General features: G+C 34.0%; 20 protein-coding genes and 1 pseudogene. 7 read left to right on the top strand and 14 right to left on the bottom strand.

Going from position 1 to position 24,746, the window contains the following annotated elements; translation table 11 throughout:
* Positions 1 to 160: 160 nt before the first annotated feature.
* From ABDW27_RS03070 to ABDW27_RS03050, 5 genes are all read right to left on the bottom strand, one after another.
* Positions 161 to 739 (bottom strand): Swt1 family HEPN domain-containing protein, encoded by a 579-nt coding sequence (locus tag ABDW27_RS03070; RefSeq protein ID WP_343694587.1) that lies wholly within the window; start codon positions 737 to 739, stop codon positions 161 to 163.
* 4 nt (positions 740 to 743) lie between these two features.
* Positions 744 to 1,367 carry a DUF5343 domain-containing protein gene (locus tag ABDW27_RS03065; RefSeq protein WP_343694586.1) on the bottom strand — a complete coding sequence of 208 codons (624 nt, stop codon included), beginning with the start codon at positions 1,365 to 1,367 and terminating at the stop codon, positions 744 to 746.
* Positions 1,368 to 1,737: 370 nt separating this feature from the next.
* Complete coding sequence (locus ABDW27_RS03060) at positions 1,738 to 2,823, bottom strand: efflux RND transporter periplasmic adaptor subunit (protein WP_343694585.1); 1,086 nt, start codon at positions 2,821 to 2,823, stop codon at positions 1,738 to 1,740.
* A gap of 114 nt (positions 2,824 to 2,937) precedes the next feature.
* Positions 2,938 to 6,228, bottom strand: coding sequence for an efflux RND transporter permease subunit (locus tag ABDW27_RS03055; RefSeq protein ID WP_343694584.1), 3,291 nt, complete (start codon positions 6,226 to 6,228; stop codon positions 2,938 to 2,940).
* A gap of 12 nt (positions 6,229 to 6,240) precedes the next feature.
* Positions 6,241 to 7,626 carry a TolC family protein gene (locus tag ABDW27_RS03050; RefSeq protein WP_343694583.1) on the bottom strand — a complete coding sequence of 462 codons (1,386 nt, stop codon included), beginning with the start codon at positions 7,624 to 7,626 and terminating at the stop codon, positions 6,241 to 6,243.
* Between the two features lie 162 nt (positions 7,627 to 7,788).
* On the opposite strand from ABDW27_RS03050, the gene ABDW27_RS03045 reads away from it, so the two are divergent.
* The 4 genes from ABDW27_RS03045 (at position 7,789) to ABDW27_RS03030 (ending at position 10,735) form a co-directional block, all read left to right on the top strand.
* On the top strand, positions 7,789 to 8,826 hold the full coding sequence (locus ABDW27_RS03045) for a histidine kinase (RefSeq protein ID WP_343694582.1): 1,038 nt from the start codon (positions 7,789 to 7,791) through the stop codon (positions 8,824 to 8,826).
* Positions 8,826 to 9,524: a LytTR family DNA-binding domain-containing protein gene (locus tag ABDW27_RS03040; protein WP_343694581.1), complete on the top strand. Its 699-nt coding sequence runs from the start codon at positions 8,826 to 8,828 to the stop codon at positions 9,522 to 9,524. Before ABDW27_RS03045 ends, ABDW27_RS03040 begins: the two co-directional genes overlap by 1 nt.
* 90 nt (positions 9,525 to 9,614) lie before the next feature.
* Positions 9,615 to 10,073 carry a hypothetical protein gene (locus ABDW27_RS03035; RefSeq protein WP_343694580.1) on the top strand — a complete coding sequence of 153 codons (459 nt, stop codon included), beginning with the start codon at positions 9,615 to 9,617 and terminating at the stop codon, positions 10,071 to 10,073.
* A gap of 203 nt (positions 10,074 to 10,276) precedes the next feature.
* The gene (locus tag ABDW27_RS03030) at positions 10,277 to 10,735 is read left to right on the top strand and encodes a hypothetical protein (protein WP_343694579.1); all 459 of its coding nucleotides are present in this window, start codon (positions 10,277 to 10,279) and stop codon (positions 10,733 to 10,735) included.
* Positions 10,736 to 10,817: 82 nt separating this feature from the next.
* On the opposite strand, the gene ABDW27_RS03025 is transcribed toward ABDW27_RS03030, so the two are convergent.
* The 9 genes from ABDW27_RS03025 to ABDW27_RS02985 all read right to left on the bottom strand — a co-directional run bounded on the left by ABDW27_RS03025 (position 10,818) and on the right by ABDW27_RS02985 (position 21,019).
* A complete protein-coding gene (locus ABDW27_RS03025) occupies positions 10,818 to 11,582 on the bottom strand; it encodes an SDR family oxidoreductase (RefSeq protein WP_343694578.1) in 765 nt (254 codons plus the stop codon).
* 246 nt (positions 11,583 to 11,828) lie between these two features.
* On the bottom strand, positions 11,829 to 12,551 hold the full coding sequence (locus tag ABDW27_RS03020; protein ID WP_343694577.1) for an SDR family NAD(P)-dependent oxidoreductase: 723 nt from the start codon (positions 12,549 to 12,551) through the stop codon (positions 11,829 to 11,831).
* Positions 12,552 to 12,844: 293 nt separating this feature from the next.
* Positions 12,845 to 13,768 carry a helix-turn-helix transcriptional regulator gene (locus tag ABDW27_RS03015; protein WP_343694576.1) on the bottom strand — a complete coding sequence of 308 codons (924 nt, stop codon included), beginning with the start codon at positions 13,766 to 13,768 and terminating at the stop codon, positions 12,845 to 12,847.
* A gap of 268 nt (positions 13,769 to 14,036) precedes the next feature.
* Positions 14,037 to 14,600, bottom strand: a complete 564-nt coding sequence (locus tag ABDW27_RS03010) for a 2'-5' RNA ligase family protein (protein ID WP_343694575.1) — start codon at positions 14,598 to 14,600, stop codon at positions 14,037 to 14,039.
* Positions 14,601 to 14,727: 127 nt separating this feature from the next.
* Positions 14,728 to 16,098, bottom strand: a complete 1,371-nt coding sequence (locus ABDW27_RS03005; RefSeq protein WP_343694574.1) for an alginate export family protein — start codon at positions 16,096 to 16,098, stop codon at positions 14,728 to 14,730.
* A 3-nt stretch (positions 16,099 to 16,101) separates the two neighbouring features.
* Positions 16,102 to 17,886 carry an amidohydrolase gene (locus ABDW27_RS03000; protein WP_343694573.1) on the bottom strand — a complete coding sequence of 595 codons (1,785 nt, stop codon included), beginning with the start codon at positions 17,884 to 17,886 and terminating at the stop codon, positions 16,102 to 16,104.
* A 178-nt stretch (positions 17,887 to 18,064) separates the two neighbouring features.
* Complete coding sequence (locus tag ABDW27_RS02995) at positions 18,065 to 18,754, bottom strand: hydrolase (RefSeq protein WP_343694572.1); 690 nt, start codon at positions 18,752 to 18,754, stop codon at positions 18,065 to 18,067.
* Positions 18,755 to 18,980: 226 nt separating this feature from the next.
* Entirely contained in the window at positions 18,981 to 19,295 is a 315-nt protein-coding gene (locus tag ABDW27_RS02990) for a hypothetical protein (RefSeq protein ID WP_343694571.1), read from the bottom strand.
* 788 nt (positions 19,296 to 20,083) lie between these two features.
* Positions 20,084 to 21,019, bottom strand: a complete 936-nt coding sequence (locus tag ABDW27_RS02985; protein ID WP_343694570.1) for an alpha/beta hydrolase — start codon at positions 21,017 to 21,019, stop codon at positions 20,084 to 20,086.
* 403 nt (positions 21,020 to 21,422) lie between these two features.
* Between ABDW27_RS02985 and ABDW27_RS02980 the strand changes: the two are divergent.
* From ABDW27_RS02980 to ABDW27_RS02970, 3 genes and pseudogenes are all read left to right on the top strand, one after another.
* A pseudogene (locus ABDW27_RS02980) lies at positions 21,423 to 23,017 on the top strand (MFS transporter).
* Positions 23,018 to 23,107: 90 nt separating this feature from the next.
* Positions 23,108 to 23,947, top strand: coding sequence for a 5-dehydro-4-deoxy-D-glucuronate isomerase (kduI, locus tag ABDW27_RS02975; protein WP_343694569.1), 840 nt, complete (start codon positions 23,108 to 23,110; stop codon positions 23,945 to 23,947).
* Between the two features lie 4 nt (positions 23,948 to 23,951).
* The gene (locus tag ABDW27_RS02970) at positions 23,952 to 24,743 is read left to right on the top strand and encodes a gluconate 5-dehydrogenase (RefSeq protein ID WP_343694568.1); all 792 of its coding nucleotides are present in this window, start codon (positions 23,952 to 23,954) and stop codon (positions 24,741 to 24,743) included.
* Positions 24,744 to 24,746: the final 3 nt, after the last annotated feature.

Raw genomic sequence — 24,746 nt, 5'->3', positions numbered from 1 at the left:
TCGCATGGACTTCATTCGTACACAGTTGAAAATATTTTTACAATAATTTTATTTATGTAATTACATTTTAAATTTTAGCTGGTTTGTTGTCCTAACATATTTGCTCTAGCTTAATGAAGCTAATTTTTTTCAATTTTTGTAAAAAAAATTATATTATAAATTATTCCATTAATCTAAACCAATCTTTTACTGCTAAGTTTAATCTTACAACTTCGTCTTCTGCTAACGGACAACAATGTGCAATTGGTCCTCTAAGTTGGTTTAAGCTACTCATAATCTTGATGAAAGCTCGTTCATTTCTAAATAGATTTTCAAATGCTTCCCAATTAGCTTTTACTATTTCAGTTAATTCACCAAAGGTAGTATAATCAATTTTTCTCTCCGATCTTTGAGTAAAACCTGATTCGGCTTCGCGTTTTATATTACCATCTGCATTTCTTCTTATATCTTCTTTTACTTTTAAATCCCACCAGTTTTCCCCAAATTTTTCTAACATAAGTTGGAGAACGAGACTTCTGATTGATGTTTCTAGGCAATAGAAAACTTCATAATGTTTTCCCATGTCTCTTGCTTCTTTTCTAAAAGATGAATCAAATTGCTTGTAGTAATCTTGTTCTTTAATTTCTTCTTTAGTTTTTCTGCCTAGATCAATATCAATATCTTGTTCAATCTTGTCTAAAGAATTTTCTGCTAAAGAATTTGATAGCACAAATAATTTAATTCTAGCTTCTATATCCATAAAATTAATCATTTAATAGGTTTTCTTTTAACGATTTGAATATAGCATTATAAATTGCAGGATCGTCAGTTTTAGGTAAAACTAAATTAATAGTGTAGTTTAAACCTAGATTTACTCTTTTTTTTATGCTATCAGAACTAGAAGTGACTTGCTTTTCAATTTGAGGAATTGAATTATCTAAAATATTCTCTTCGATATCTCCGAACTCTGCAATAGATTTTGCATTCCAAAATGTATTTACAATATTCTCAAGAACTTTTGAATCATGTGCAAGCCCAGTAGCTTCCATAATTAAGCCTTTAAGGTTCGCCTTATCAAGCTTATCAGCATTTTCATCTTTAAGAAAAATTTCAGCATATCCTTTTTTTAATCCTTCACCTAGGCTACTCTTTGAAGTGGATGGGTTACGAAATTTTTTGTATAATGCAGTTGGAGTACCATCACTATTTATAAAACCTATCTTCTTTGCCCAAGGAATAAAAGTTCTATAATTGCCACCTTTAAAGCCAAGTGTAGTAGTTAGAAAATCACCATTAAAATTGTCAGGAGTTCCTGCTGTCTTTATTTTTTCTAATATTTTTACAATTGACCCTGCAACTGAAAAACTAGGTAAGTTTATTGATGACATAATATATTTTGTTTTGATTAAAAATTAAGTATTAAACAAATATCATTTTTTCATGGTAGATCTTTTTATGGAAAACCATATTGACTTTAATTAATCCGTAACAATTTTAACAATAAAAAAAATGAAATAAACAAGTAGTTTTACCTGTTTATTCAATAGTTAAATAAATTCTGAGTATTCTGAAATAATCAATATATTATTATATACAAGGTTTTAAAAACCTTGCAAGAGAGCATAAAAAAAGGTGGTACAAAAAGCACCGCCCCTTAGGCAAATTTTAGATTTTGCATTTTAAAACCAGTAACTATTTTAAAATGCCGCATTAAGCGTACAGTAATTGGTAATCACTAAAATGAAGGCTAAACGCAGGTTATTCGTTTATTGGGTCACCTTCCTTAGTTTCTTCGCTGGCAATTTTAACCAATTTATCTTTTGGGTTTAAGTCGCCAAATATTTCGATTTTGTCGTCGATTTCTCTACCTTTTTTAATATCAACTCTTGTTGCTTTGTGGTTTACCACTTTAATGACAAACAAACCTTCTGCAGAACTTACCACTGCTGATTTCGGAACTACAAATGTGCTGTCTTTTGCGTTAAGCGGTAATAAAACTTCAGCCACCATTCCTGGTAATAAATTACCTTTTGTATTGTGAACGTCCATTTCTACTCTTTCAGAACGCAGTTTTAAGTCTAAAGCGCCAGACATTCTGGTAATCGTAGCTTTAAAAGTTTCCGGTAACGATTTTACGTTAAAACTCATTTCGTCGCCATTATGTAAATATCCAGTATACAATTCCGGAACCGAAACTGCTAAACGTAATTTACTTTGCTCCTGAATCGTTAATAAAGGCAAATCAGATCCTTTTCCTGCCGGACCAACAAATGTTCCTAAGTTTACGTTTCTGGCTGCTACAACACCATCAAAAGGCGCACGAATCTCTAAATAACCTCTTATAATCGAAACTTCTTTATGAGCTGCAATTGCTGCCTGATATTGTGCGTAATCAGAATTCTTTTTTCCGCTTGCCATTTCTAAATCGTTTTTAGAAATAGTTCCTTCTACTTTGCTCGTTTCGTACAAACGGTTGTAAGTACTTTTGCTGGTTGCATAAATCGCTTCCATAGATTTTAGTCTCGATTCGGCTGCAGCTAATTGTGAAGTGATTTCAGGCGCTTCTAAAACAATTAAAAGCTGTCCTTTTTTTACTTTAGAACCAATATCTACTTTTAAGGTTTTTACGAAACTGCTCACTTTTGCATACAAGTCTACTTGTTGAAAACCAGTTAATTCGGCTGGTAAACGCAATTCTGTGCTCAGTTTTTCTTTTTCTAAAAGAAACGTTTCTGTTTTAGGTTCGATTTCTGCTACAACTGGTTCTTCTTTTTTAGAATTACAGCTGTTCAGGAAAAATAATGCTGCGAAAAACAGCGCGCTATATTGTATTTTATTTTTCATTTTTTGGTTTTATATGATAAATATGTTTTTTAAGTATACGGAAAGTATAAAAGTTTATCGAAGTATTTTCGCGACGTTTGTAACTTTATACTTTATGACTTTCGACTTTCGACCTTATGACTTTCCAACTTTCGACTTACTTATTGATGAAATATAATGGATGCTTTCTTCGTCTTCAGGATCTAAAGAAACAGATTGTGTCGTTGTTTTTTCTTGTGCCCACGCAAATATCTGCGGAAGGATTAACAGTACGGCAAATGTAGAAAATAATAATCCACCAATAACCGCTCTTCCTAACGGAGAAACCTGATCGCCTCCTTCACCGTGTCCAATTGCCATTGGTAACATACCCATAATCATCGCAACAGATGTCATGATAATCGGACGAAGACGCAGCGCTGCCGCTTCTCTCGCAGATTCTAAAGCATTTCCGTTTATTTTTCGAAGCTGTTCGGCATTCGTGACTAATAAAACGGCATTGGCAATAGAAACCCCAACCGACATGATGATCCCCATATACGATTGTAAGTTAAGCGTAGAACCTGTAATGGTAAGCATTAATAAAGCACCTAAAACTACAGCCGGAACAGTTGTTAAAATTACCAGCGAAACTTTGAACGACTGGAAATTAGCGGCCAACATTAAGAAGATTACAAATACGGCAACCAATAATCCTGATTGTAAACTGCTTAATGTTTCTGTCAGTACAGTACTTAATCCAATTGGCGTTATGAACAAACCACGCGGCAACTCGCCTAATGAACTAATTGTTTTGCTTACATCATTTGTAGCCGTTCCTAAATCGGTCTGGTTGATGTTGGCAGTAACGGTAATGTACGGCATGGCCCCTAAATTGTCATTTTCTCCACTTACTACAGTTGGTGTAATTTTGGCAACGTCACTTAAAACAGGACGAAGCGAGTTCTTTAATACCGGAATTTCTCCAATATCAGTTTTGCTTTTCATTTTATTTAATGGTACCTGAACCTGAACGTTGTATGATAATCCCGCTCTTTCGTCAACCCATGTATTTTTTTCCGTATATCGTGATGATGAGGTCGAAGCTACAAGCGAACGTGAAATATCGTTCATATCAACTCCTAATTCGGCAGCACGGGTTCTGTCAATATCAATATTCATTGCCGGATAGTGAATTGGCTGACCAATCTGCACGTCTCTGAAATACGAAATTGCTTTTAGTTTATCTACGATTTGATTGGCATACAATTCATTTCGTTTTTTGTCTTTCCCTGCAATACGAATTTCAATTGGAGTAGGAGAGCCCTGGCTTAAAACTTTATCCGTTAATTCGATTGGTTCAAAAGAAACTTTAGTATTAGGCAGTACTTTTTTAAGTCTGGCTCTAAATTCGTCTTTAAACTCGTCCATGTCTGCCTCATAGTCTTTCAAACTCACTTGGAAAACAGCTTCGTGTGAACCCGCCATAAAAAGGTAAATCGGGTTAATTGAGAATAAAGACGGGTGTTGTCCAACATATACAGAAGAAATTCCGATGTGTTCTTTGCCCACCATTTTTTTCAATTCTTTCAAAACAATGATCGCTTGTTCTTCTGTTCTTTCCAAACGTGTTCCGTCGGGAGCGCGCATTCTCAGCTGAAACTGACTTGAATTGGTTTTTGGAAATACATCTTTACCAATAAAAGTAATCAATGTAACCGCTAGTAATATGGCAGAAACCAGATAAACAACCGTTGTTATTTTTTTATGTACAAATAAGCGGTCGAGAGTTCTCATAAAACGAATTTTAAAACGCTCAAAAAGACTTATTTTTCCATTGCTATTGGTGTCTTCTCTTTCTACATATCCTTTTTTCTGAGTGATCAGATTTTGTTCAGATTCAGGAGTCAGACCACAATCATTAAATTCAGCTTCGTCATCTGTAATTTCCGGTCCATGTGCGTGTTTTTCATGTCCTTTCATTAACCAGTTCGCCATTACAGGAACAAATGTCTGCGAAAGCAGGAATGAAATAACCATTGAAAATCCAATTGCTAAAGCCAAAGGTAAAAACAATGCTCCCGGAATGCCGACCATCGTAAAAGCAGGTGCAAATACCGCCAAAATACATAATAAGATCAATAATTTAGGCAAAGCAATTTCCTGACAGGCATCCCAAATAGCGAGTGCTTTTGGTTTTCCCATGTCGAGATGCTGGTGAATATTCTCAATCGTAACCGTACTTTCGTCCACCAAAATACCAATAGCAAGAGCCAATCCTGATAAAGACATTAAGTTGATTGTTTGTCCAAATAATTTCAGGAATAAAACTCCCGAAATAACCGAAATCGGAATCGTCATAATTACGATCAAAGCGGCACGTCTATCTCCTAAGAATAATAAAACCATTAATCCCGTTAAAACCGCTCCGATAATACCTTCGGTAATCAAACTTTTAACCGAGTTAATTACATAAACAGACTGGTCAAATTCATACGATAATTGTACGTCTTCCGGTAAAGTACTCTGAATTTTAGGAAGTTCTTTTTTCAATTTCTGAACCACATCCCAAGTCGAAGCATCTCCGGCTTTTGCAATACTAATATAAACTGAACGTTTTCCGTTTACCAAAGCATAACCCGCTGTAATATCGGCACCGTCTTTTACCGTTGCCACATCACCTAATTTTAAATTTTGTACACTTCCTTTGAATAACGGAATCTGTTCGAAATCTTTAACTTCTTTAATCGTATTGTTGGTTGGCGTAATGTAGTTTTTATCGCCCATACGCACGTTTCCTGATGGAGCCGTCTGGTTGTTTACACGAATTGCTTCAACAATTTGATCTGGTGTCATATTGTGCGAACGCAATAAATCCGGATCTACGTTTACTTCAATAGTTCTTGGGCTTCCTCCGAAGGGAGCCGGAGATAATAAACCGGGAATAGAAGTAAAGGAAGCACGAACGTAAACGTTGGCTAAATCCTGTAATTCGTTGTTTGAACGTATTTTACTGCTCAAAACCAGTTGCCCAATTGGCAATGAAGAAGCATCAAAACGAATGATAAACGGAGGCTGTGTTCCCGGAGGAAAAGCCGCCTGAATACGGTTTGAAAGCGCACTTAACTCGGCAGCAGCCTGCGCCATGTTGGTTCCTTCATAATAGGTTAATTTCATGATCATTAACCCCTGAATATTTTTGGTTTCTACGGATTTGATACCGTTAGAAAATGGTAAAACGTTTACGTAGTTTTTGGCAAAATAAGCCTCCATCTGGTCTGGTGTATAACCTCCAAACGGATGCGCGATGTATATAACCGGCAAATTCATTTTTGGCAGAATATCTACCTTAATGTCTTTGATGGCACCAATTCCGAAGAAAAATAGACCCGCAACCAATACTAATATGGAAATGGGTTTGCGGAGTGCAAAGCGTATTAAATTCATTGAGATCTATAATTAAAATTCATTTATAAATAAGTCAAAATTGCCCGTTGCAGCAACTTTCAGCAAGAACGACTGCCATACATTATTATTGACAATATCACGATCGATTTCGGCACGGTTTAAAGTGTAAATCGTTTGTGTCAAATCAGTTAAATCGGTTAAACCGTTTTTATATAAAGTCGATTTCTGAATGTAAGCTCTTTTTGCGGCATCAACCTGAATTGGCGCTTCGGCATAATTTTCAAGCGTAATTTTGATTTTATCTTCAGCAAAAGTCAACTGCGATTTCAGTTCTCTGTCGGCCTGATTGTATTCTTCCTGTAAAGCCTGAGAAACAAATTTCTGAGCGCTTACTTGTTTGCTTGATCTAAAAGGCGTCGTTAAATTCCATGTAATCCCAACTCCAACCAAATAATTGGTACGATCCGGATTCACGCCATCCCAGTAATTTCTGCTAAAAGCATGCTGGTCTGTCGCATAACTATTTTCAAATCCCGAAGCTCTGGTTTGTAAAACACCAAAAGCACTCATTGTTGGGTAATAAAAACGTTTGTACAGTTTAACCTGCTGATTGCTGTAATCTATTTTTGTTTTATAGTATTGTAATAATGGATGAAGACTGTCTGTTGCGGCATTTTCCTTAATTAATTCTTTCGGAATCTGCGTTACAAAAAGTGTATCGGCAACAAAATCCTGTGGCGCAACGCCCATTAAATCAACCAGTTTGTTGTTTTGTTCTTTTACGAAGTTACGAGCAAGATTTAAAGCAATTTTAGCTTTTGAAACTTCGGCTGTAGCCAATGTAGAATCTACTCCGGCCAATAATCCGTTTTTAACTCTCGCAACCGCTGTCTTTTTGAAAACTTCGGCACGATCCAGATTTTTCTGCTGCGAAATCAACAATCTCTGGCTCGCTAATAAATTCAAATAAGCAGCAGAAATTTTGATTTCCTGCTGGAATTTTTCCTGCTGTAAATCTTTTTCTTTAGCCTGAACATCAATTTTAGACAAATTGATTCTTTCCTGTGTTTTTCCAAAAGTGAAAAAATCCCAGTTCATGTTAACCAGATAAAGTGCGCCAAAAGCCGAATTCCAGTTTTGTTCCGGCAACGGAAGTCCTGATGAAGCCACTCCTAAACCACCAAATCCGTATAATGGTCCATTTTGTCCATTTACGGTTCCGTAATCCTGCTGTGCCGATAAATTAAGATTCGGCAGATAATCACGGCGAGTTTGTTTTAAGAGTTCTTTTGAAGCGTTGGTGTAATTGCTTTTTGCTTTGACCGACCCGTAATTTTCAAGCCCTGTTTTTATTGCTTCTTTTAAAGACAAGGTTTGAGAATAACCGATTGAGGCAAAAATCAAGAAAAATAATAAGGTAATTTTTTTGAAATACATAAACTCAAGTGTGAAATTATGCGACAAATTTATTTCTCTTATGCTGATAAAAGTCAGGTTTAGTGATGTACTGCAATTAAAAATGACCAATTCAATTGGTCATTTTTTAGAAATAATAATTAAATATTTGTCCGTACTTTGTGAACTATTTAAGTTGAAAAAATGAGCATAAAATTTGATAATATTCTGGATAACAAGTGGTGGCAGGAAATTGCCGTCGTCGCGTTTTCCTTCACCATATATACCCTGAAAAACGACTGGATGTTATTTAGTTCTTTAACATCTGTATTAATGGGCATTTTCTTTTACTGTATTCTTTACATGCATGCCCAGTTCAATCGTTTCTTTCTTTTTCCAATACTATTCAAAACCCGTCGTCCCTTTACTTATCTGCTTTTAACGCTTTTTGGCGTTCTTGTTTTCTCAATAGTTTTGTATGAGATTACCATGCTGGATATGTTTAAAAATCTTTATTTCTATCAAAACTCGCATCAAAGAAGTTATTTGTACCAATTGGCAAGCGTTTTGGGAACTTTGGTTTGTATTCTGAGTCCGATTATTGTTTTTAAATTCTACAGAATCCACAGAAAACGCACCGAAGAAGCATTGCTTTTCAACCAAATGCAGTTGAATTCTTTAAAAGGACAATTGAATCCACATTTCTTATTTAATACTTTTAATACGCTTTACGGAATCAGCTTAGAATTTCCGGACAGAACGCCGGATTTAATTATGAAGGTTTCACAATTAATGCGTTATCAATTAGAAAGTAACAGTAAACAATGTGTATCTTTAGAAGACGAATTAGAGTTTATAAACAGTTACGTTCAGCTTGAAAAAGAACGTGTTGGCTATCGTTGTGATATTACTTTAGATTCTAAAGTTGACAACGAAAATGCCTATAAAATTTCGCCAATGCTTTTAATTGCATTTATAGAAAATGCCTTTAAACACGGAACCTGCGCGATTGAAAAATGTTTCGTTCAGATTTTTATTACTGTTGAAGACGGACAGCTTCATCTTCATGTTGTAAATTCAATTCCGACAAAACAAACAGATGTTGTTTCTACCAAAATTGGTTTAAAAAATACAATCGAAAGACTGAATTTAATTTTCGGAAAAAATTATACACTCGATATTCAGGAAAACAAAAAAACTTATATTGTTGATTTAAAACTGCAGTTGAAAAGATTTGCGTAATGAGAGATCCAAAAAAATGCATTATTGTTGATGATGAGCCGGCAGCGCATTATGTTTTAGCCAATTATATAAAACAAAATCCGCAGTTAGAATTGGTTTTTCAGGGATATAATGGCATTGAAGCAATGGATTATCTTAGAGAAAATAAAGTTGATTTGATGTTTTTGGATATTAATATGCCGGAAATTTCAGGTATGGAATTATTGAAAATTATTCCCAATCATCCTAAAACTATTTTAACCACAGCTTATTCTGAATTTGCACTTGAAAGTTACGATTACGGAGTGATTGATTATTTGCTGAAACCTATTTATTTTCCAAGATTTTTGAAAGCTGTTGACCGCTTTTTTTCAACAGAAAATGTAAAAGCAAAGGAAGAAGAAGCTATAGTAAATTCTATCTCTGTAAAAATTGACGGTTATTTTATTGATATCGAATTAGATCAGCTTTTGTACGCGCAGAGTTTTGGAAACTACGTAAAACTTCATACGATAAAACGAACATATCTGGCCTCAATTACGACAACCGAACTCGAAAAATGTCTTCCGGAGAAAAATTTTATGCGTATACATAAATCTTATATTGTGGCTTTGGACAAAATTGACACTACTGAAAAAGATTTTGTCATTATTAAAAATGAAAAATTACCTATTGGAATAACCTACAAAAGGGAATTGACCGACAGACTGAAAAAGTAATATTCTTTTTATTAAAAAATATTTGGAAATTATTTAAAAAGTAATAATTTTATTACGCTGTTTTTGGTTGTTTAATTTAATAGTCAAATCATGAAAAACATACTTTTAATAATAATTTTATGCTGCAGCGGTTTTTTAAGTGCACAAAATGAAGTAGTAACACCGCCTGAAAAAGTGAAATTTACTTTTGAAAAAGAATATCCAAACAAAGTTCCGGTTTGGTCTATTGATTATGTTGGCGATGATAATGATGAAATTAGATACGAAGCAAAATTCAACACAGATAAAAATGTCAAAGCGCTTGCGGTTTATGACAACTTAGGCGTTTTAAAAGCTTTTGAACAGCAAATTCCATTAAGCAAGCTGCCACAAAAGGCACAGAACTATTTGAAGAAAAATTACTCACTAAAAGCGATAAGAGAAATTGCGGTTGTTGTAAATGATAAAAATAAAACGACTTATGAAGTGGGCATAGAAAAAGATTCTAAATTTTATGATGTTGTTTTTGATCAAAATGGAGGCTTTGATGTTAGCATAGAAAAAAATTAACGAACACTTACTAATTCAATTATATTTAAAACGGCAAACCCGATGAGTCTTATGCTTATCGGGTTTTGTTTTGTTTTTAAAAATCTCAAAGTTTATTTCGTTTTATCATAAAATGTAGTAATTTTACCACAATTTTTAATTGTAATTTTTTGAATATGAAAAACGTTTTTTTCTTTTTTACCTTTTTGTGGTGTAACTTTTTAATGTCACAAAGCATTCTTCTTCCGTCAGAAAACATTATAAAAGCTTTTGAAAAGCAATATCCTAAAAAAAATCCAAATTGGTCTATGCAATATGGAGCTAAAGAAGATGATATTACATTTATAGCAAAGTTTAAAGCCACAGGAAATACTCAGGCTTATGCTGTTTATGAAAGCAATGGAAATTTTAAAGCCTATAAAGAGCAGATTCCAGGTAGTAAACTGCCAAAAGAGATACAAGCTTACCTTGATGCCAATTATCCGATTAAATCAAATACGAAATCAAAAACTAAATCTAAAGTAAAGGTAAAAACTCCCGCTGTACCTGCCAGAGAAGCTTATTCTGTTGTAGACGCCAAAAATAAAATGACTTATGAAGTGAAAACCAAAAAGGATGGAAAAAATTATAGTCTCCTTTTTGATACAGAGGGTAACTTAATCAAAACAATTCAGATAGGATAAAAAAATTACTCGTTTTAAAATAGCAAACCCGACAGGTTTTCAAAACCTGTCGGGTTTAATTCTCTCAACAGAAATAAATAAATTACAAATTCATTCCACCAGAAGCTTCTATTCTTTGGGCATTTACCCAACGAGCATCTTCAGTACATAAAAAGGCAACAACACCCCCAATATCATCTGGTAAACCAACTCTTCCTAAAGCCGTTACTGATGCAATTTGCTGGTTTAATTGTTCATTGTCACGAACAGCTCCGCCTCCAAAATCAGTTTCAATTGCGCCTGGAGCTACCACATTGGCTCTGATTTTTCTTGCGCCTAATTCCTTTGCCTGATATTTGGTTAAGGTTTCAATTGCGCCTTTCATAGAAGCATAAGCTGCATAACCGGGAAATGAAAATCTTGCCAGACCAGTAGAAATATTTATAATTCCGCCGCCGTCATTCATTACATTTAATCCTTTTTGAGTCAGGAAAAATGGACCTTTGAACTGAATGTTAGTTAATTGATCAAATTCAGCTTCCGTAGTTCCAATGAAAGAATTATGGATTCCGATTCCGGCATTGTTTATTAAAAAGTCAAATTTATCGGTTTTAAATGTGTCTTTTAAAGTTGTTTTAACTGCTTCAAAAAAAGCATCAAAAGTTCCTGAGTCAGCAACATTTAATTGAAGTGATGCGGCTTTCTGTCCTAAGTTTTCAATTTCTTTTACAACAGCATCTGCTTCATCTTTTTTGCTGTTATACGTTATAATTACATCAAGTCCCTTTTTAGCAATTGCAATTGCCATATTTTTTCCTAAACCTCTGCTGCCTCCGGTAACAAGAGCTATTTTTGTATTTACTGCCATTTTTATAATTGTTAATTGTTAATGGTTGATTGTTAATGGTTGATTGTTAATGGTTAATTGTTAATGGTTAATTGTTAATGGTTGATTGTTAATGGTTAATGGTTAATGGTTAATTGTTAATGGTTTATTGTTAATGGTTTATTGTTAATGGTTTATTGTTAATGGTTTATTGTTAAATGTGGAGGTGAGATGTCAAATTCTTTTTTGTCTTTTTTAATTAACAATTCACCATTCATAATTCATAATTTAAGAGTGCATTGCATTAAAATGATTTCTTAATTCTTCTGCGCTTGCATTTAATCTTGTTTCGCTGGTTCCGAAAGTCAATTCAGGTCTTCCTTCTTTTAACTGTTCGAAAATAGATTCTATAAAACTGCTTACGCTTGGATGTGCATCGTGCAATCCAATTCCGCCTAAATCAGTATTTAATGCTGGTGGAATGATTTCGATTACTTCGATGTTTTTTGCTTTTAGCAAATGACGAAGTGAAAGTGTAAACGATCTAAAAAACGCTTTTGTAGCTGAATAAACCGGAACTTTTGCAAAAGGAGAAAATGCCAGTCCAGAAGTTACATTCATTACAGTTGTTAAAGATTTCAATTCAATAAATAAAGAAGTTAAATGTAACGGTGCTTCAATATTAGTACTTATTTCCGTTTTCATATTTTCGTAGAAATCAGTATCTGTTATCGACATCCATTTTTGAATTCCGGCGTTGTTGATTAATACGTTTAAATCAGGATGGTTTTCAGAGATCCATTTGTAAAGTGCGATTCTTTCTTCTTCTAAAGATAAGTCGCATACTTTTGTAATTACGGTTGGAAATTTTGCTTTTACTTCGTTTAAAACAGATTCTCTTCTGCCGCAAATAATTACGGTATTGTTTTCCTGAATAAATCTTTCAGTAAGTCCAAGTCCAATTCCGCTTGCACCGCCTGTTATTAAAATTTTGTTGTTTGATAAATTCATCTTTTTGATCTTTTAAATTGATAAGACAAAGGTAGGAGCAAAGTAGATGTGGGGAATTGTAAATATCAAACCGATGTTTGCGAAATTCAAATCAGATATTGGAATTAAAAATTAAAAATTGATAATTAAAAATTCTAATTCTCATTTTATGTCTTACTGAGCGAAGTCGAAGGACGCGCAAAGTAGGACGTACTGTATGGATTTAGCATGCGATCCTTCGACTTCGCTCAGGAGGACAAGCTTTGCGGTAATCTACAATCTAAAATCTAAAATCTACAATCCGCAATCTAAAATTAACTCCTAAAAGCAATCGGCGTAAAAGAAGTTTGTTTTTTGAAGAAGTTAGAAAAATGTGCTAGTTCTTCAAAACCAAGTGAATAAGCGATTTCAGAAATATTCCAATCTGTTTGTTTTAAAAGGATTTTCGCTTCGTTTGTTAATCTGGTGCTGATTAATTCTGTTGTGGTTTTTCCGGTGTTTTCTTTTAAAACTTTGTTTAAATGATTGACATGAACAGATAATCTTGCAGCAAAATCTTTTGCAGTTCTAAGCTCTAATCGTTGATGCGGTGATTCGATAGGGAATTGTCTTTCAAGTAATTCGGCAAATAAAGAGGAAACTCTCGCTGCTGAATTGTGTTTAGAATATAAAGCTGTTATTGGCTGTAATTTTTGTCCGAAATGAATCAGCTCAGCAACATAATTTCGAATTAAATCGTATTTATAAATATAATCTGAATTGATTTCTTTTTGTATCTTTTTGAAAATCAACGCTACTTCTTCAACTTCTTCATCTGATAACTGAAAAATAGGATAGCCGTCTGAAGCAAAAATAGGCAGTTCGTCCAAATCGATTCCGCTTTTACTTTTCGATAAAAATTCACTTGTAAATACGCAAAACTGTCCACCCTGATTAGTATCCTGTGGAAGATAATTATACGGAATTTTTGGTGTTGCAAATAACAATCCCTGTTTTTCTATTTCAATTATTTTATTCGCGTATTCTGCTTTATTATGTCCTCTTATTAAACTTATTTTATAGTAAGCTCTTCTATCATAAGGCATTCCGGGTTTTCCTTTCATGCGTTCTAAAAGCTCCTTAATATCAAAAACATTAAAATGACCGATTTCTTTTTGAATGTCGTTTGGTAATAACGAAGTAGGTTCTACGGTTGAACCTACGGTAATATCATGGTAAAATGAATCTAGAGATTTCATATTGTTTCGAATTGTAAAATTCAAATATACAAAAAATTTTGGCACACGGATTTTACAGGTAAAAACAGATTTGCACAGAGGTTAGTCTTTGCGAGGAACGAAGATCGAAAGGTTTTCAAAGTATTTATTCGCATTTTATGTCATTTCGACGAAAGGAGAAATCTGCGCAAGTAGCTCTACAAAGATTGTCGATTAAGATTACGGAGCTACTTGCGCAGATTTCTCGTTCCTCGAAATGACAAATTATACGTTTTTCTGTAAAAAAAAATCAAAACAAACTTCCCTGAACAAACTCAGGCTGAACATTTCCATTAAATGAAAAAGTATCAATTACAAAAAACTGTTTTTTGACAGGATCAAGTTCTCTTAAAACAATTTCTTTGCATAAAAAATCAATATCGATTGTAGTGAAAAGCTGTGATGCAATTTTAAGATTTTCTGGAGTTAATTTCCTGCCGATTGACATATGCGGATCATCACTCTTTTTGAGTTTTAAAGATTTTAAAGATTCCTGAACCTTTTTCATAATTGGTTTCAGGGCGTTTTTAGAATCTTCATTTGGAGCTATAAAAAAGGCTCCGGCATTTTCGTAAAATCCAAAATGATCTAAATAAACTTGAAATGAAGTAAATGTATCGCAGATTTTAAAAAGCTTTTGTTTGTATTTTTTAATTTCGGATTCGTCAATTGTGAATTCACAAATCGTAATATGTCCAACAGAATTACAGCTGTTATACCAATCAATTTTGCTTTTTAAATAATCTTTCATTGTTTTGACAGAATCAATAACATCTTGCGAAGGATAAATGGCAGCGGAATATTTTTTCTCCATTATTTGGATTTTGAATTACACAAATTTAGAATTTAAATTGTGCTGTCAACGCTTTACAAAATAATCTTTTCGCTCAGACGGATTGAAATCCGTCTCTACAAAATGCATCGAACCTTCGGTTCTTTTATTAAAACTTAAATTGTGCTGTCAACGCTGCATAAAAATAATCTTTTCCAGAACCAACTTCTTTTAAAAATGAACCTGCATTAAACCATCCCGTTTCCAGAGTAAAACCTAGATAATTATTCATGTCATAATTTAGATTTGAAATCAACTGAGAGCCTATAAAACGTTCTGTTGTGTCTTTCCCGGAATATAAAAGCTGCATGTTGGGTGCATATAAACCGTCACTTAAGGTTTGTCTCCAGAAAATATCATAATCAATTCCAAGTCCCCATTTTTCGGATAAACTGAAATTAATGGATGGATGAACATCTATTAAATTTGATGGGCCAATTAAAGCTACTAACCCAAAATAAGCGCCTCTTGGATATAAAGGATTAAAGGTTTGTAAATCACCATCTCCAGAGTTTTTATCACCCGAAATGATTTCTGTTTTAAGTCCTATTTCTGGACTGAATTTTATATTTTCGAAAGTATAACAGGCAAAAGAAGATAGTGTCCACGCCGAAATTGTTTTTTGATTGATGTTTCCGAATTGGTACAAACCTTCAAAATCATATTTCCAGTTTCCTTTGTTTTTCCAGATTCGTGTTCCGATAGATTGTCTGTTTTCTTCGCCAATGGCATCATCAAAAACAGATCGGCTTTTCCATAATCCTAAATAATAGAAATCAATATTTTCAATAAAAGGGACTTTATGTATTACCGTATAACTTCCCCAGAATTTGGCATTTTCATTAAAATTATCGTTAAATGTTCCTTGTTTATTGGCAATTGGATGCGTGAAAAAAGCGTCTGACTGCCAATTGTTTTTTTTATAGAATAATTTCAATCCGTCAAAAGCAAGTCGGCTGTTTGGACCTTCGCGCACTGCGATTAAACGCTGAGAACCGTATAACATTTCTTGTCTTCCAGAACGGAGTGTTAACTGTTCATTTTCTTTTCGGATAAAATCAATATCCAGAAAAGCCTGATGAATGTCTAACTGATTTTCATCAACCGGACTTGGATCTGTTTTGCCATTTGCTAAACTGCTTTGTAATTCAATAAAGGTTCTGAAAGCTCCCAATTGAACATTGGCATGAAGCAAATAACGTGATAATAAATAGCCATCGTTTTCATCAATTTCGTCTCCCCATTTGTTATTAACGGTATAAGTATATTGCAGTCTCGCTTCACCGCCAATCGAGGCGTAGAATTTATCGTTTTTTCCTAGCGGAATATATTTGATTTTCTCGTATAAGTTTTTCGTCGAATCGGCTTTTAGATAAGTGAAATCATCATTATATCGCAGCTTTTGAAAAACGGGTTTCTGCTGTGCATGGGCTGTAAAAATGAATCCCAAAAGCAGCAATATTCTGAATGTATTTTGCATGGTTTAATTTTTTTGATAACCTCCAAAGTAATTTACCGGACTCCAGTCTGGAATTGCTTTTGGTTTTTCGTTGGCGAAAGTTCTAAAATCATTGTCGGCGTAAACTACTTTTCCGTTTACCACTGTCAGTTTTGATTCGATGTTTAAGATTTTTTCTTCAGATGTATTAAAATAATCATCAGAAAGAATTGAAAAATCAGCCAATTTATCAGCAGTAAGCATTCCTCTGTCTTTTTCAATATTAATTAACTGAGCGCTTCCGTAAGTAAATAGTTTTAAAGCAGTCGTTCTGTCTACAATATTTTCGTCATTCATGTATTTTAAACCGCCCAAAGTTTTTCCGGTTGTTAACCAATACAAACCAACCCACGGATTGTAACTTGCCACGCGAGTTCCGTCAGTTCCCATTCCTACTTTAATTCCTAATTCGAATATTTTCTTTAACGGAACTGTGTTTGAAGCAGCGGTTTTTCCATATCTTTTGATGAAACTTTCGCCCTGATACGCCATTCTATGCTGAATTGCGATTCCTCCGTTTAAAGCTTTAATACGTTTTAAGTTCTCTGTAGAAACTGTTTCAGCGTGATCAAAGAACCATAAAAGACCGTTTAAAGGCGTTTCTTTATTGATATCTTCAATTACATTTAAAAATCTTGTAATGCTTTCGTTATAAGTAGCGTGAATTCTAAATGGCCATCTGTTTTTAATTAATAAAGACAAAACTTCTTTTAATTGTCCTTCCATTGCCGGGCTTAATTCTGGTCTTGGTTTATCGAAATTTTCAAAATCTCCGGCACTCATTACCAGATTTTCTCCGGCACCCTGAACATGATATTCAACTTTGTCTGAATCATGGTCGTCGCAGCCTTCGCCAATTTCAACCGTATTAATCCACTTGGTATAATCGTTTAATTCGCTTCCAGCTTTTTGTGCAAACAAATAATAAGGCATTCTAATGGTTAAATCGCTGTCTTTGCATAAACCATTTGTTACGCCATAATCATCGGGAAAGTTTTGAAATCCGCCTCCAGCATCCATAATTGCCGTTACGCCCAGACGATTCATTTCGGTCATAAATTGTTTGGTCGAATTGAATTTTTCTTCTTGTGTTAATTCTGGAAGTTTCGCCAGTGTCGAATATAAAATGAAAGCATTTGGTTCTGCAACTAATAAGCCTGTTGGATTTCCGTTTGGATCTTTTTCAATTAATCCCGCATTTGGATTGGGCGTATTGGCATCGATTTTTAAAGCTTCTAAACCTGCTTTGTTCAAATAAGCGTGTCCGTATAAATGAAGAATAAAAGTTGGAACATCGCCTGTTGCTTCGTTGATTTCAGCTAAAGTGGGCAGTCTTTTTTCTTCAAACTGGTAAGCATTCCATCCGCCTACAACACGAACCCATTGTCCTTTTGGAGTTCTTTGCGCCTGTTCTTTTAACATTGCTAAAGCTCTTTTTAAAGAACGAACGCCGTCCCAGCGCAATTCGGTATTAAAGAATCTTCCTCCGCGGATAATGTGCATGTGAGAATCGAATATTCCGGGAATAATGGTTTTTCCTTTAGCATCGATTATAGTGGTTTTTTTGTCTTTTAATTTTAAGATTTCGCTGTTTGTGCCTGTCTTTAGGATTTTTCCATCGGCAACCGCCATAGCTTCTACAATTGTATTTTTATTGTCTAAAGTGTGAATTACAGCATGATGCACAATAAGAGTCGCTTTTTTATTTTGACCAAAGCCAGGAAGGGAAATAAGTAAAAGAAAAGCTAATATTTTGAAAGAGAGTTTCATAGTGGAGGTTTTTGTTTGGTTTTGGACATTTAATTAAAAATTGAGAATTAAAAATTAAAAAAATCTCCTAGATCCGCTAAATCTGCGTGAAAAACTGAAAAGATTGAATCTGTTTTTAATGACAGCTTTATTTAAACTTTTAATTTTTAATTCTCAATTTTTAATTTCTAAAATTAAATTAATGTTTCAACATTTCGTGTGCATATTGAACACCAACACCATAAGCACCACCGTATTTTTTAACTAAATCGGTAACAGGTACATAAGTTTCCTGACGAGCCCAGTCGCGTTGTAATTCTAATAAATATTGTAATGAAGTTATTGGGTGAGCACCAGCCTGAACCATGCGGGTTACAGCCATTTCGTGAGCTTCTTTAGAAACGTCACCGCTTGCATCTGTAATTACATAAACATCATAACCTTCGTTGATTGCAGATAATACTGGTCCAACAATACAAACGCTTGTCCATAAACCGCCAAATACGATTTTCTTTTTACCTGTAGCAATAATGGCTTTACGGGCAGGAACATCTTCCCAGGTGTTCATTGTAGTACGATCGATATAGTTTGAAGATTTTTGAGGATAGAATTCTTCAATTTCTCTGAAAACAGGTCCGCTGAATGATTTTTCGGCAACCGTTGTTACCACAGTTGGTACTTTAAATATTTTTGATGCTCCAGCTACTAAAGCGGTATTGTTACGTAATTGATCGATTGGAATGTTGCTTACTGCAAATGCCATCTGGCTTTCGTAATCAATTAAAACTAAAGTATGATTTGTTGGATCTAATAATGCCGGGCTTGGTTTTTGTGCGAAACCAATAAAAGTTACTAATAATAATGCTGTTGTTAGGATTAATTTTTTCATGATAATGTGATTTTGTTGTTAATTAAAAGGTTTAAAAATATTTTGTATTTGACTTTCAGTTTTTTGCATTCAAATTAAATGCCTTGTTTATAATGTATTGATTTTAAAAGGTTTTTTCAGAAAAGGCAATAGTGATCCTAGCGATATATCGTCAATAAAATTGGATATTCGTTAAATGAATTTTCGTTATGCTTTTAGTGAATTTTTAAAAGAGAAAAATGGGCGCCTAAATTTTTCCTTTAAGATGTAATCGGTGAAGAATTTCTGATTTTAATAATCCGCTTCCCCCGCCAAAATGTTCAATTACTTCTACGTCTGGCTGATGTTTTAAGCAAAATGAACTAAATTCTTTTTCGACATGATCTTCGATTCCGGAACTCAAAAGAACGACGTCGATTTTGTGATTCTGAAAATATTCCTGAGCTTCTGTTTCATTGCTGAAAGAAACTGCGTTCCAGTCTTCATAAGCATTTACAAGGCGAAGTAAAATAGCCAGAATTGCTTCGTTTTTTCCGAGTAATAAGAATTCAAGAGTTTTCATTTTTTTTCTAGTTTCTGAGGTTCTGAGATGCTAAGTTTCTAAGTTTTCTTCACTTTAAAAATTAGCTTTGACAGAACTTCTAATTTACTTTACAAATTTATTGCTTTCATTTTTGTTTCAACTTAATCTAGAATAAGAAAGATTCTGAGGTTCTAAGATGCTAAGATTCTAAGATTTTCTTTTTTATTTTTGATTTCAGTTTTTGACAGAACTTGTAATCTACTATGCAAATTTATTAGTTTCAATTTTGTTTCAACTTAATCTAGGATAAGAAAGATTCTGAGGTTCTAAGATGCTGAGAAACTAAGGTTTTCTTTTTTATTTTGATTTCAGTTTTTGACAGAACTTTTAATTTACTATGCAAATTTATTAGTTCCGATTTTGCTTTGGCTTAATCTAGAATAAGAAAAGATTTTAAAATTCTATTTTGATCTTTATCAGAATAAAAATTTAAAATCTTAATGCTTTTTGAAGAAATACGGAAAACCCGTAATAGGAATTGAAAAACCTCAATTAGATTTGTCACCGTTGAGATACTGAGATAATGATTTATCACTTTTTAGATCTTTAACGTTAAACTGTTTTTGGAGAAACAATTTTTTTAATTTTTTAAAAATAAGACATATTCATTTAGTGGGTAACTTGTAGAAATTTGCAAATAATACAAATGTCTAAATTTTTTATAGGTTTTTAGATTAGGTTAAAGACCCTTTCTAAAAACCTTTTTTTATGCAATAAACCGTAGGTTTAAAGTAAACGACAAACCATCAACCATCAACAATTAACGATTAATAATTATTCGCCTTCAGCCATTCTTCACATTCTCTTGTCCAGTTTTTACTGGTGTCATTTACGCCTAAACCAAAACCGTGACCGCCTTTTTCATATAAATGTAACTCCGCTGTAACTCCATTTTTCTTAAGGGCTAAATAGTAGTTTATACTATTTTCAGGAATCACAACAGTATCGTCGGTTGCGTGAATTAAAAAAGCTGGAGGTGTTTGTGTAGTAACTCTCTTTTCATTTGAAAATGAATTTATTAAATCCTCAGAAGGATTATTTCCTAACAAGTTAATTTGCGAGCCTTTGTGAGTAATGTCATTTTGCATGGAAATTACAGGATAAATTAAAAGAGAAAAATTAGGTCTCGCACTTACTTTATAATCAGACTCATACACTTTATCATCGTAATGTGTTGATAAAGTTGCAGCTAAATGTCCTCCTGCAGAAAAACCTAAAATTCCAATTTTATTAGGATCAATATTCCATTTAGCAGCATTTTGTCTTACATAACGAACGGCTTCCTGTGCGTCCTGAAGTGGGCCAACATTTTTGTTTTTCATGATTAAATCGCTCGGCAGACGGTATTTCAGTACAAAAGCCGGAATTCCTAAACTATTAAACCACTGTGCCACTTTTGTGCCTTCTTTATCAATCGCTAAATGCTGATAACCGCCGCCCGGCAGAATAATTACTGCAGTTCGATTGGGTTTTGTTACCGAAGGAAAAAATGCTGTTAGAGTAGGTTTTGTAACCATACTTGTACTTTGTACTTTGCCATCATTTACAACTTCTTTCTCTTTATAATCTGGCGCTTTAATTTCATCCGGAATTTTGTTCCATAGAGGCAGTACCTGATTTTGTGCGTTTGTATGAAATATTCCTGAAAAAAGAATACATAATAAAGCGGCTTTTCTTAAATATTGTTTTTTTGTGTTTTTCAATTTTAATTTAATTATTTGTTTTACAATTGTTTATTTCATTTTTGAGATAGATTTTAAAATAAAATCCAATAAGCGAAAGGTAATAAATTGCCTATTACATTTACAGGGTTTCGGTACAATTTTACCCCTAAATACGGATAAATTTAGCCTGTTAGCTTTTAACAAATATATTGTTTAATGTGTAATTTTGAGTTCTTTTTTTTACGCAATGTCTTAAATTTGATACAGAAAATAATTTTATATATAATTTATTTGGAATATAAAGATTAAAAACTATATTTGTGCAATCGATTACATTATTGCGATCATATAATTTTAATCAGTTGATTCTAATGAGGTTAAATTATGCATTTCGTGTATTGATTTCAAAAGAAAAATATCTAACTATAATAACCACACAATCATGAATCAAACTGATACTGTTACAGTAAACCAAAATAGTAAAGCTGCAGGGAAATACCGTTGGAGTATATGCGCACTGTTGTTTTTTGCCACCACAATTAATTATCTGGACAGACAGGTTCTTTCATTAACATGGAGCGAATTTATTGCGCCGGAATTTCACTGGACTAATACTGACTATGGTGATATTACCGCTTTGTTTTCAATATTTTATGCCATTTCATTAATATTTGCCGGAAGATTTGTGGATTCGTTAGATACTAAAAAAGGATTTCTTTGGGCAATTGGAATTTGGTCAATAGGAGCCTGTCTTCATGCTTTTTGCGGAATTGCTACTTCTGGAGTTATTACAGGTAATTGGTTTGTTGGTTTTGAAGGTTCGAAAGAAATAATAGGAGCTCTTAGCGATACCAGCAGAGTTATCAGTGTAAGTGTTACATTGTTTATTTTTGCCCGTCTTATTCTGGCAATTGGAGAAGCAGGAAATTTTCCTGCAGCCATTAAAACTACGGCAGAATATTTTCCTAAAAAAGACAGGGCTTTTGCAACTAGTATTTTTAATGCAGGAGCAACTGTAGGTGCTTTAGCAGCACCAATTTCAATTCCGTTTATTGCAAAATCATTCGGTTGGGAAATGTCTTTTATTATCATTGGAGCACTAGGATTTATCTGGATGGGGTTTTGGATGTTTATGTATGATAAACCAGAAAAACATTCAAGAGTAAGTGCAGAAGAACTGGCTTATATTCAGCAGGATGAAATTGCTGATAGTAAAATTGAAGGTTATGTTCCTGAAAAAACTTCAAAAGTTTCATTTATAGAATGTTTAAAATACAATCAGACATGGGCATTTGCTTTTGGTAAATTCATGACCGATGGTGTTTGGTGGTTTTTCCTGTTCTGGACTCCGGCTTATCTAAGTTCTGTTTACGGAATGGATTCCACTCAATCGGCACTGCCTTTATTTATTCTTTATGCGATTACATTGTTGTCTATTATAGGAGGCTGGCTTCCAACTTATTTCGTAGAAAAAAAGGAATGAACCCATACGAAGGAAGAATGAAAGCGATGTTAATTTTTGCATTTTTCCCTTTATTGGCTCTAATCGCACAGCCTTTAGGATATATTAGTTACTGGGTTCCAATTATTATCATCGGAATTGCAGGTGCTGCGCATCAGTCCTGGTCGGCCAATATTTTTACCACTGTAGGCGATATGTTTCCTAAAAAAGCAATTGCAACCATTACAGGAATTGGAGGTTTAGCAGGAGGTTTAGGATCAACTTTAATAAACAAAGGTTCAGGAGTTTTATTTGATTATACACAGAAAAACTGGAGTTTAGTAAACGGTCAGCCATTGTTAGAAAAATATCCTCAGTTTTTAGATCCGGAAACTGCTAAAGTATTTTTAAAAGAGCAGGGAGTAGGTAATCTGGGAGATTTCTTAAAACATTTGTCTACATCTGGAGATACAGTTGTAAACGGTATAAATTCAGGATATATGATTATTTTCTCAATCTGTGCAGTTTGTTATTTAATAGGCTGGGTTGTAATGAAAACTTTAGTGCCAAAATACCGTCCGATTACAAATCTATAATTAACTTTATTTTGAAATAATTTCATTGGAATTATGGTTTTTCAATATAAAAAATTAAATTTGTGCAATCGATTACATTAAATTAAAATTATGACAAAGTATAGTTCAAGATACGCATCAAGCCCAGAAGCTGTAAAAAAATATGATACACAGCAGTTGAGAGAAGAATTCTTAATCGACGACTTAATGCAGGAGGATGAAATCGTATTAGTTTATTCTCATTACGACAGATATATTGCAGGATCTGCAGTTCCGGTAAAAGGAGATTTACCTCTTGAAACAATCGATCCGCTAAAAGCGCCTTATTTTTTAGAAAGAAGAGAATTAGGAATCATTAATGTTGGCGGAAACGGTTCTGTTGTAGTAGAAGGAACAACTTATGAATTAGGATTTAAAGATGCTCTTTATATTGGAGCAGGAAATAAAGAAGTAATTTTTAAAAGTGCCGACAGTAAAAATCCGGCTAAATTTTACATCAACTCGGCACCGGCACATACAACATATCCTACCAAGAAAGTAAGTTTAGCTGAAGCTAATAAATTACAGTTGGGAACAATGGAAACGGCAAATCACCGTACAGTAAACCAAATGATTATTGGAAGTGTGGTTACAACCTGCCAATTGCAAATGGGAATGACGGAATTGAAACCTGGAAGTGTTTGGAATACTATGCCGGCACACGTACACGACCGCAGAATGGAAGTGTATTTTTATTTAGATATTCCGGAAAATCAGGCAGTTTGTCATTTTATGGGACAGCCGCAGGAAACAAGACATATCTGGATGAACAATCATCAGGCAGTAATTTCTCCGCCTTGGTCAATTCACTCAGGATCAGGAACCAGCAATTATACTTTTATCTGGGGAATGGCGGGTGAAAATTTAGATTACGGAGATATGGATGTTTGTAAAATCACTGATTTAAGATAAGAAAATGACAAACTTATTTGATATAAAAGGAAAAATTGCCCTTATCACAGGAAGTACACACGGACTGGGAATGGCAATGGCAAAAGGACTTGGACAAGCCGGAGCAACAATTGTGGTAAACGGAAATTCGTCTCAGGAAAAAATTGACAATGCTGTAGCTGAATTGAAAAGCGAAGGAATCGATGCAGTTGGTTACAAATTTAATGTAACTGAAGAAAACGAAGTAAAAGCCGCTGTTGCTAAAATTGAAAGCGAAGTAGGGCCAATCGATATCTTAATCAACAATGCGGGAATTATTAAAAGAATTCCATTATTGGATATGGAAGTTTCAGATTTCAGAGAGGTAGTTGATATTGATTTAGTAAGTCCGTTTATCGTTTCTAAACATGTTGCAAAAGGAATGATCAACAGAAGACAAGGAAAAATCATCAACATTTGCTCGATGATGAGTGAATTAGGAAGAAATACAGTTTCGGCTTACGCTGCTGCAAAAGGAGGGTTAAAAATGCTGACAAAAAATATGGCAACAGAATGGGCAAAATACAATGTTCAGATCAACGGAATCGGTCCGGGTTATTTTGCTACAGAACAAACAAAACCAATTAGAGTTGACGGACATCCGTTTAACGATTTTATTATAAGCAGAACACCGGCTGCAAAATGGGGAGATCCGAGTGATTTAGCCGGAGCCGCCATATTTTTATCATCTAAAGCGAGTGATTTTGTAAACGGTCATATTTTATATGTTGACGGTGGAATCCTTGCCACAATTGGAAAACCTTCAAACGAAGAATAATTC

It is taken from the genome of Flavobacterium sp. (assembly GCF_039595935.1).
Taxonomy (GTDB): Bacteria; Bacteroidota; Bacteroidia; order Flavobacteriales; family Flavobacteriaceae; genus Flavobacterium.
This window is presented reverse-complemented; position numbering and strand designations above follow the sequence as displayed.

Excerpts from the sequence above, each read along its gene's own strand:
- ABDW27_RS02970 (WP_343694568.1), top strand. The coding sequence starts at position 23,952 with ATGACAAACTTATTTGATATAAAAGGAAAAATTGCCCTTATCACAGGA.
- ABDW27_RS03010 (WP_343694575.1), bottom strand. The coding sequence starts at position 14,600 with ATGGAGAAAAAATATTCCGCTGCCATTTATCCTTCGCAAGATGTTATT.
- ABDW27_RS03060 (WP_343694585.1), bottom strand. The coding sequence starts at position 2,823 with ATGAAAAATAAAATACAATATAGCGCGCTGTTTTTCGCAGCATTATTT.
- ABDW27_RS03000 (WP_343694573.1), bottom strand. The coding sequence starts at position 17,886 with ATGAAACTCTCTTTCAAAATATTAGCTTTTCTTTTACTTATTTCCCTT.
- ABDW27_RS03015 (WP_343694576.1), bottom strand. The coding sequence starts at position 13,768 with ATGAAATCTCTAGATTCATTTTACCATGATATTACCGTAGGTTCAACC.
- ABDW27_RS02995 (WP_343694572.1), bottom strand. The coding sequence starts at position 18,754 with ATGAAAAAATTAATCCTAACAACAGCATTATTATTAGTAACTTTTATT.
- ABDW27_RS03020 (WP_343694577.1), bottom strand. The coding sequence starts at position 12,551 with ATGAATTTATCAAACAACAAAATTTTAATAACAGGCGGTGCAAGCGGA.
- kduI (WP_343694569.1), top strand. The coding sequence starts at position 23,108 with ATGACAAAGTATAGTTCAAGATACGCATCAAGCCCAGAAGCTGTAAAA.
- ABDW27_RS03045 (WP_343694582.1), top strand. The coding sequence starts at position 7,789 with ATGAGCATAAAATTTGATAATATTCTGGATAACAAGTGGTGGCAGGAA.
- ABDW27_RS03035 (WP_343694580.1), top strand. The coding sequence starts at position 9,615 with ATGAAAAACATACTTTTAATAATAATTTTATGCTGCAGCGGTTTTTTA.
- ABDW27_RS03055 (WP_343694584.1), bottom strand. The coding sequence starts at position 6,228 with ATGAATTTAATACGCTTTGCACTCCGCAAACCCATTTCCATATTAGTA.
- ABDW27_RS03005 (WP_343694574.1), bottom strand. The coding sequence starts at position 16,098 with ATGCAAAATACATTCAGAATATTGCTGCTTTTGGGATTCATTTTTACA.
- ABDW27_RS03070 (WP_343694587.1), bottom strand. The coding sequence starts at position 739 with ATGGATATAGAAGCTAGAATTAAATTATTTGTGCTATCAAATTCTTTA.
- ABDW27_RS03040 (WP_343694581.1), top strand. The coding sequence starts at position 8,826 with ATGAGAGATCCAAAAAAATGCATTATTGTTGATGATGAGCCGGCAGCG.
- ABDW27_RS03050 (WP_343694583.1), bottom strand. The coding sequence starts at position 7,626 with ATGTATTTCAAAAAAATTACCTTATTATTTTTCTTGATTTTTGCCTCA.
- ABDW27_RS02990 (WP_343694571.1), bottom strand. The coding sequence starts at position 19,295 with ATGAAAACTCTTGAATTCTTATTACTCGGAAAAAACGAAGCAATTCTG.
- ABDW27_RS03065 (WP_343694586.1), bottom strand. The coding sequence starts at position 1,367 with ATGTCATCAATAAACTTACCTAGTTTTTCAGTTGCAGGGTCAATTGTA.
- ABDW27_RS03025 (WP_343694578.1), bottom strand. The coding sequence starts at position 11,582 with ATGGCAGTAAATACAAAAATAGCTCTTGTTACCGGAGGCAGCAGAGGT.
- ABDW27_RS03030 (WP_343694579.1), top strand. The coding sequence starts at position 10,277 with ATGTCACAAAGCATTCTTCTTCCGTCAGAAAACATTATAAAAGCTTTT.